The sequence below is a fragment of the Microcoleus sp. T3_D1 genome, from assembly GCF_036700405.1.
Taxonomy (GTDB): domain Bacteria; phylum Cyanobacteriota; class Cyanobacteriia; order Cyanobacteriales; family Microcoleaceae; genus Microcoleus.
This window is the reverse complement of record NZ_JAUBOV010000142.1, coordinates 1-8,318: the sequence shown is the minus strand read 5'-3', so window position 1 is coordinate 8,318 and position 8,318 is coordinate 1. Positions and strand designations below refer to the sequence as shown.

Genomic DNA, 8,318 nt, shown 5'->3' with positions numbered 1-8,318 from the left:
GGCATCTTTGGTGGCACACCTGCAACGGCGGATCTGGGGAATTTGAAGGTAAAAGTCAGTGCTTCTGATGGGAAAGCCTCAATCAGTGATGTCTTCCAAGTTAATGTCAATACACCCGCACCAACGGTAACACCGACTTCATCGGCAACACCGACTTCATCGGCAACACCGACTTCATCGGCAACACCGACTTCATCGGGAACACCAACGGTAATACCAGCACCAACGGTAATACCATCAGTAACACCAACACCAACACCATCAGTAACACCAACACCAACACCATCAGTAACACCAACACCAACACCATCAGTAACACCAACACCGACACCCACGGCGATCGTAATTAACACACCACCATTCAATAATATCGATCGCGGCGAACCAACTAATTTCCCACAAAATCAAGTGGTAGATAACCAATATCTACTGACTGATAATGATGACACCAGTATCCCACAATCAGCCTTTGGTCAACCTATATTCGGGTTATCAGGTAATGATAACTTGACGGGAAGTGGCGATAATGACACCATCTATGGTAACGAAGGCGCTGATACCATTGATGGCGGTAATGGTAACGATAACTTGTTTGGGGGGAAAAAATCTGATCAATTGTCTGGTGGTAATGGGAATGACTTCTTGAGTGCAAATAATGGCAATGATACTCTCACTGGTGGCGAGGGTAATGATCTCTTACGCGGTGGTAAGGACAATGATGTCTTGATTGGTGGAAATGGGGATGATGCATTGTGGGGCGATCGAGGTTTCGATGTACTAACCGGTGGTGCAGGAAAGGATACCTTTGTATTACAACATACTGCTACTAACCCTTCTCAAGCTGATGTGATTACTGACTTCACTTCGGACGATAAAATCAAGTTGATTGGTGCCACTTTCAGTCAACTAACTTTTGAGTCAGTTAATGTCATCTTAGATGGTACAAATGCTGTAGCATCAACGCTGATTAAATCGGGTAATGACTACTTGGGAGTGCTTTATAATCTGAATCCAACGGCTCTTAATAGTAGCTCTTTCTTGTAAGATTGCTGGCGAAGACACTATACGCTAAGTCATCACAGGGAGGCGAAAGCCTCCCTGTTTGGCTGTTAGTTTCTGAGCCGAGCTGCGGCGGTGAAGGCAATGATTTAATCAACGGTGACGAAGGAGCAGATATCCTGGGAGGGTGCGAAGGAAATGATACTCTTTATGGAGGGGAAGATAATGATACTCTCACTGGTGGTAAAGGCGACGATATCCTTTACGGAGATTTGGGAAATGATAGTTTGATCGGAGGTAGCGGTAACGATATCTTTGCCTTAACAACTGGTCAAGGATTTGAGATCATCGCTGATTTTACCCTGGGTCAAGACTTGATTGGATTAAGCGGAGGTTTGAGTTTTGGTCAGTTAGCAATCACTCAAAATACTCAGGGAACTCTCATCAAAAATGTCTTGACAGGAGAGGAGTTAGGTGTGATGCTTGGAGTGAGTGCCAATGCGATTACATCGGCTAATTTCATGCTGGTTTAGGGAAGGAGAGAAAAGTACGATCGCCCTTAAGTACAAAAGGGCGATCGCTTCAAAAACCAAAGAAACCGGGTTTTTTACCGAATCGGCAGGCTGTAACGCAGTATTTTCGCAAAAACCCGGTTTCTGACTACCCTAACGAATTTACACTGTCTTAGCCCACTCGATCCAAGTTTCCATCGGGCGGAAACCGACTGATTTGTAAAGCTTTGTCGCCCCTGTCAAACTGTCAGCATCGACGCTGAGTTTAGCTGTGTTTGCGCCCGCCGCTTTTAAGGAGTGCAAACCCGCCAGCAGCATCGCTTTTCCTAAACCCATTTTCCGAAAGTCGCGCCGCGTACCCAACAATTCAATCCAACCGTCTTTTGTGCCACTGCGGGCGTTTTTTTGGGGTTTGATTTGACAGTCGCAGAAAGCTGCAAATTTGCGATCGCCCGAAACAGCAATCAAATCTAATTCCGGCTGATAATTGGCGTCTTGCATCCAGTAGCGCACGGTTTCCGCAGTTAAATCGTGGTGATTCCAGTGATCGATAAATGACTGGTTGAACATCTCTACCCAGGGTTGGATGTCTTTTTCTCCTGATACGTGTGTCAGCTCAAAATCGGCGGGAAATTCGGGTGTGGGAATCGGTTCGGCGAGGGATCGGGCCATTGTCCAAAAATAGCGATCGACCTCAAAGCCCTGTTTTTCTAACAGCGGCATCTCATCGGTTTTGTCCTCCCGGCTGTAGGTACGCAATTTCGCGGGCAAATTGCGTTCTTTTCCTACTTGGCGCAGCCGCTTTTCTCCCCACTTAATTATGTCTTTTTCTAATCCTTCGCCACGGACATTTGGATGCACGTAAAACCAGAGAGAAGCGTCTATTTCATTCTGGGAATCGGGCATATCTAGGAGTGACAAACCGATTAGTTTGTAATTACCATCTTCCCACAACTGCACGTCACGGGCTTGGTCGAGTTTGGGGGCATCAAGTATTAGCTTGAGTTCAGTTGCAGAGACTTCTTCGCCGAGTCTATCCACTGCTTCGCAAGCATCGATTAAATTTGCGATCGCGCACCAGTCAGTTTCGCCCTTGTAGGAGCGTGTTGTCAAGATATTCATAAAAAACTTGCAATCCGTAATTTCGGACTGTTCCTCTTAGTTGGTATTGGCAAACAAGTACAGTAATTCAGACATTTTGCACAAATGTCAGTAACAGGCTTTCCGGCCTGTTCCACAAGAAATAAATGTTCTTGTGGGGCGGGTTCGCGTGACCGCACCTAAACTGTTTTTAGTATTTGAGAATGGTGTCGATAAAACTCAGAAACCTGTTTATATCACCCAGGCTTTCAGGTTTTATCTTATAGCGCAATCATAAAAATTGGTTTGCCTTTTTGGGCTAGTTTTGTATTGGAGTTTATGGCTGGATGTCGATGAGTCGCGCTCTCTTTCGTTACCAAGCTTGGTGCTTAAGTAACTACTATTGTTTGAATAAAGTTTCTACAGCTAAGTAAAGAAGTTGTCACCCCCACCGGGTAGTTGATTTTTACTTTTGCTCTTTTTAGAAGAAATCCTTTTTCAGGGATTTTTGGCTCCTCCTGTTAACTCGCCCGATCGGGGGAGGGGAGAAGTTGAACTTATTTAAAAGTTCCCTATTTCAACTATAACCTGAGCTGTTTTTTTTGGCAAGTTGGAAATCGAGGGAATCTTGCTAGTATGAACGAGGCTGGCATTTGATTGCAGGAGCGCTCCGGCTTTCAACCAGCCGTAACTGTAATTTTTATAACGTTTTTCCCTGAGTTGAGGATTTAATTTTATCCAAACGTTAAACTAACGTTAAACTGTTTTTTACAGATTAATATGAGGTAAATATGCTCGACAACCTCGATTTAGATATTTCCCTGGATAAAGAAACCTACGATGCCAAGATAGAAATTTTAATGCAACAGTTGCGATCGCTCCAACTGGCCTGCAGGGAAAAAAAATTGCCCGCAATCATTGTCCTCGAAGGCTGGGCCGCCGCCGGCAAGGGTGCTTTAGTCAAAAAAATGGTAGGGTACATGGACCCGCGCGGGTTTGCCGTCCACCCGATTTGGCCGCCGTCAGATGCAGAAAGGGGCTATCCTTTCCTGTGGCGGTTTTGGCAGAAACTCCCCGCCCGTGGCAAAATTGGTTTTTTCTACCACAGTTGGTACACTCATGTTTTAGAAGACCGGTTGTTCGATCGAGTCTCCGACGCAGAAGTACCGACAGTCATCAGGCAAATCAACGCTTTCGAGCGGCAGATGGTAGATGACGGCGCCGCAATTGCCAAATTTTGGATTCACCTCAGCAAAAAAGAGCTCAAGCACCGGCTCAAAAAACTAGAAGATGACGCATTACAAGCTTGGCGAGTGCGACCCGAAGATTGGAAACAAGCCAAAAAATACGAAGAATACACAACTTTTGCCGAAGAAATGGTAGCCCAAACCGGCACGGGCCCCGCACCTTGGACGCTAGTAGAAGGCGATTGTCAGCGGTGGGCAAGAGTCAAAGTTTTGACCCAAATGGCAGCGACAATTACAGAAGCCTTAGACAGACTGCCGACGCAATCTGCACCCGTGAAATTGCCACCTCAAGAAAGCTTGCAACCCACGGAACCAGACTTGCTGGCCCAAGTAGATTTAACTCAATCGCTGTCGCCCGACGAATACAAACAGCAACTTCGCGAGGAACAAACCCGTTTTGGCCAACTGCAACAAAGCATCTACGAAGAGGAAATCCCCGTCTTAGTCCTGTTTGAAGGTTGGGACGCCGCCGGCAAAGGAGGAGCCATCAAACGCTTGACGGACATCCTAGACCCCCGCAGTTACATCGCTAATGCCTTTGGTGTGCCGACAGACGAAGAAAAAGCGCACCACTACCTCTGGCGGTTCTGGCGGCGGCTGCCAACGGCTGGTAAAATCAGCATTTGCGATCGTAGTTGGTATGGTAGAGTGCTGGTCGAGCGAGTCGAAGGATTTGCCACCGAACCCGAATGGCGCCGAGCTTACCAGGAAATCAACGAATTTGAGGAGCAACTCACCAGTTTCGGTTGTGTCTTAGTTAAATTCTGGCTGCACATCAGTCCTGACGAACAGCTAAAGCGGTTTACAGAGCGGCAAAACAATCCATTTAAACAATACAAACTCACCGAGGAAGATTGGCGGAATCGCCAAAAGTGGAATTATTATGAAGTGGCGGTGAATCAAATGATTCAGCGCACCAGCACGCCGCTTGCTCCCTGGACGCTAATTGCGGCCGATAACAAGTATTATGCTCGTGTTAAAGTAATTCAAACGGTAACGCAGGCAATTCGGAATCAACTGAAGCGCCGATAAATTGGGATTGGTGAATGGGTAACAGGTAATGGGGAAAAAAAGCAGGCAGCAGAAAGCAGGCTTGAATTGCCAATTTCACCTCCCTGCGATCGATTCATTACCAATTATCAATCAACCATTACCAGTTATCAATTACCAATTAACTGTCAGCAATCTGTGACTGGAAGTAGCGGGTTTCACCCTGCAACCAATAGTTGATAGCTGACCGGAAGCGAGCATTAGGATAAATGCGATCGGACTGCGTTATTCGCGAAAGTTAAAAACCCACCGATGCCCGTGTTTCCTCCCGCAGCTAAAGTCGCGCTCGTTTCCACACTTCCCTACTAAATTATGAAGACACAGAATATTGCAAGATGCCAGAACTGTTAGCTCGCATTCTATTTCTATTCCTCCTGTTCTCACTGCTCAGATCGTGGTGGGAGCAATCAGGAGGCAAAGACAATCCCTTATTAGACCGGCTGCGCGTTTTGCTGCTGATCAGCCTTTTGATCCTAGCTTTTTTTGCACCAGACACCCCGGTCGGAGCAGCGATTTTCGGGCTCATAGCCTTCTTCTTTAAGCCGCTGGGTTTTTCCATCACGCTGCTGGTGATTGCATCGGCGCTGATCACGAACGGGGGCATCCGCAACCCGGCGCCGAGAATGATCCTGGCAGCGCTGCTAGTTTTGATCCTTTCGAGTATGCCGGTTGTCGCTTACTGGTTCGCGGAGCAAGCAGAACGGGACGCCGCTGCAGCCGTCCGCACAGCTTGCTGCGATGAAACTGCCGCGGCGATCGTCCTGCTGGGCAAGGGAACCACTCAGCCTCACATCCCCAACCGAGTAGCGATTCAACTGACAGATACAGGCAATCGCCTGCCCTATGCAGCCGTTTTGTACCGCCAAAAAGTGGCACCGATGGTCATCGTTACCGCTGGCCCCAGACCAGAGTTGGAGGGTTATGTTGGCGAAGCTAAGGATATCGAGACTTTGCTGGCAAACAACATGGGCGTGCCGCGCAGCAGTATCGTTCTCGACGATAACGGCAGCAACATACGCACCAGCGCCCAAGAGGTGAGAAAGATACTCGACACCCGTGGCGCCCCGCGCAAAGTAATCCTGGTAACATCTGCGATTCAGATGCGCCGTGCCAGCCTCGCTTTTGCGAATATGGGAATCCAGGTGATTCCTAGGGCTACCGACTTCTACACTTTTCAACCCACATCAGGAGGGAAATCCAGTAGACTCCGCTTAGACGCGGGAGATTTTTTGCCTAGTGCAGAAGCTTTGGTAACTACGACGCGAGTATTCGATGAATATTTCGGGTCTTTTTATTACTATTTGCGCGGCTGGCAGGCTCCCAGAGCCTAAAGTGGCAAGTTGCTGGTGTTTTTCTTAGGCAACAGCGACTGCTCCCCAGATTGGTTTAACATCTGATGAGAATGAGACCTTTGTGGGGAGCTGTTTTTTCTCATTCCGGCGGGGTCGCCGACAATCAAGTTTGCCATAAATGCAAACAATACCCAAAAGATAACTGGCTCCCACTGGGATTTTTTGGGCGGTGCTTCTGCCGCTTTGACAGATTCAACATTGACTTTGATGTCTAGTTTGCCTTCAATTTCTTTGCCTTTGAGAACTCCGTCGCTGCACACACCCTTAAAAGTCAGCGGAGCTGGCTTCGGGGCTTCTGCTACTGCTGCTTTCGTTTCTTCTGCCATTTTTTTATCCTGGTTTTGGTGAATCCGGTTGGATAGTACATTCTCAGAGGTTCGGGGGTTTTCCGGACAGGATTTGGCGAACTCTGAAAGAATTAAGTTAAATATGCACCCCGCCCCTTGCTGGGGCTTAAATATAAGAATCTGAAGGCATTTCCAGCTAGTGCTTGTTTGTTTTGCCTAGCAGCGTTGCCTTGAAGCTGCTACTTATATATCCGGGTGAAGGGGAGATTTTTATGCAGAGTACAGGTTTTTTATGAAAAATTTATTTGCTCCCGGCGGGCCCAAAGGTCAACAGCCTTAAATAAGGTGTCCCGCATCTTGCGTTGTATTTTTCGGGCAGGCGGGACACCACACAAAAATTTCATCAAATTATGAGCTTGCCTTATCTCCCCGAAGAAACCCAGTTTCTTCCCGCAGCGGGCCCAAGTGACGCAATTCGGTTAATAAAGGGGGCTTATGGCTCAATATCGCGCCAGGAATGCCAATCTAAAATTTAAAATGATCGAAATAATCGAGAGTGAAAATATCCACCAGCAAACTATCTTGCCTGCAACCCGAACAACTGGAAGCTTGGGCAAAAGAGGCAATTAATCGCAGTAGATCCGGTCAAATCCCTGCGTACATACCTCTCCTAGCGCAAGCCGACAGACAAGGGTTTGCCGTGCAAATTCGGGCAATTGACGCGCAAATTATGAGCTGGGGTAGCATTGCTCAAACATTCCCGCTGATGAGTGTAGTCAAGCCTTTTGTGCTGCTTTATTTGCTGTGCGAAGTCGGCGAAAAAACGGTATTTGACTGCGTTGGCTGCGAGCCTTCGCAACTGCCTTTCAATTCCCTAACTCAACTCGAAATAGACGAAGGGAAGCCGAGAAATCCGATGATTAATAGCGGGGCGATCGCCCTTGCGTCTTTGATTCCCGGTCAAAATGCTGTGTCGCGCTGTCAAAACTTGCTCGATTGGCTGAATCAACAGGCAAACAGTCAGTTATTTGTTGACGAGTTAATGCTCGATTCAGTTAAGGAAAACCCGAATCAAAATAATTGGAATCTCGCCTTGAAAATGGTAGAATCGGGTTACATTCAAAATCCCGAAATTGCTTTAGAAACCTACAATCGCATCTGCTGTTTTTCTGGAACTGTAGAGGATTTAGCTAAGCTGGGGATGGTTTTGGTAAATACTGGCGATCGAGCAATGGGGGAAAACTGCCGTACTGTCAAAGCACTGATGGCGACTTGCGGTTTGTATGAAGCATCCGGCCGCTTTGCGCTGCGGGTGGGACTGCCGGCTAAGTCGGGAGTTAGCGGGGCAATGCTGTCGGTAATTCCGGGCCAAGGTGCGATCGGCTTTTACAGTCCGCCCCTGGATAAAGACGGAAATTCTATCGGTGGCTTATTTCTGTTAGAAAAAATAGCTAAAACTCTGCGGCTAAGCGTATTTGATTAGATCGGGAATTTGGAATTTGGAATTTGGAATTGGGAAACAATATAATTCCGTAGGGGCGGGTTTTACGACAATATCCAATCAGTACAAACAAGCTTTATAAACCCGCCGCCACACCGCTAATAATCTACATCAACCAACACGGGCGATCGCCTGAAAAAAATGTATATTTCGATTTACCGTGGGGCGGGAGCGGGTTTTTGAGATTATTTGTTTGAGGCGTAGATTGTCGAAAAACCCGCCCCTTGTATCTTAAAAGAGTGAGCTAGCCGATCGCCACGTCATTGATTCGATCATACCGACAATCAGGC

The 8,318-nt window shown here is 47.4% G+C and carries 6 protein-coding genes and 1 pseudogene; 5 read left to right on the top strand and 2 right to left on the bottom strand.

From position 1 onward, the window contains the following. A pseudogene (locus tag QT992_RS32285) lies at positions 1 to 1,044 on the top strand (DUF4347 domain-containing protein); the annotation flags it as partial. Between the two features lie 2 nt (positions 1,045 to 1,046). Further along, a complete protein-coding gene (locus tag QT992_RS32280) occupies positions 1,047 to 1,532 on the top strand; it encodes a hypothetical protein (RefSeq protein WP_333342442.1) in 486 nt (161 codons plus the stop codon). Between the two features lie 141 nt (positions 1,533 to 1,673). On the opposite strand, the gene QT992_RS32275 is transcribed toward QT992_RS32280, so the two are convergent. Beyond that, positions 1,674 to 2,633 carry a GNAT family N-acetyltransferase gene (locus QT992_RS32275; protein WP_333321060.1) on the bottom strand — a complete coding sequence of 320 codons (960 nt, stop codon included), beginning with the start codon at positions 2,631 to 2,633 and terminating at the stop codon, positions 1,674 to 1,676. Between the two features lie 749 nt (positions 2,634 to 3,382). Between QT992_RS32275 and pap the strand changes: the two genes are divergently transcribed. Next, entirely contained in the window at positions 3,383 to 4,870 is a 1,488-nt protein-coding gene (gene pap / locus QT992_RS32270; RefSeq protein WP_333321058.1) for a polyphosphate:AMP phosphotransferase, read from the top strand. Between the two features lie 353 nt (positions 4,871 to 5,223). Further along, positions 5,224 to 6,219 (top strand): YdcF family protein, encoded by a 996-nt coding sequence (locus QT992_RS32265; RefSeq protein ID WP_333321056.1) that lies wholly within the window; start codon positions 5,224 to 5,226, stop codon positions 6,217 to 6,219. Here QT992_RS32265 and QT992_RS32260 read toward each other — a convergent pair. Continuing rightward, on the bottom strand, positions 6,216 to 6,566 hold the full coding sequence (locus QT992_RS32260; protein WP_333321054.1) for a hypothetical protein: 351 nt from the start codon (positions 6,564 to 6,566) through the stop codon (positions 6,216 to 6,218). The two genes, QT992_RS32265 and QT992_RS32260, sit on opposite strands and share 4 nt — an antisense overlap. A 517-nt stretch (positions 6,567 to 7,083) precedes the next feature. On the opposite strand from QT992_RS32260, the gene glsA reads away from it, so the two are divergent. Then, a complete protein-coding gene (gene glsA / locus QT992_RS32255) occupies positions 7,084 to 8,010 on the top strand; it encodes a glutaminase A (RefSeq protein WP_333342445.1) in 927 nt (308 codons plus the stop codon). The last annotated feature ends 308 nt before the right edge of the window (positions 8,011 to 8,318 follow it).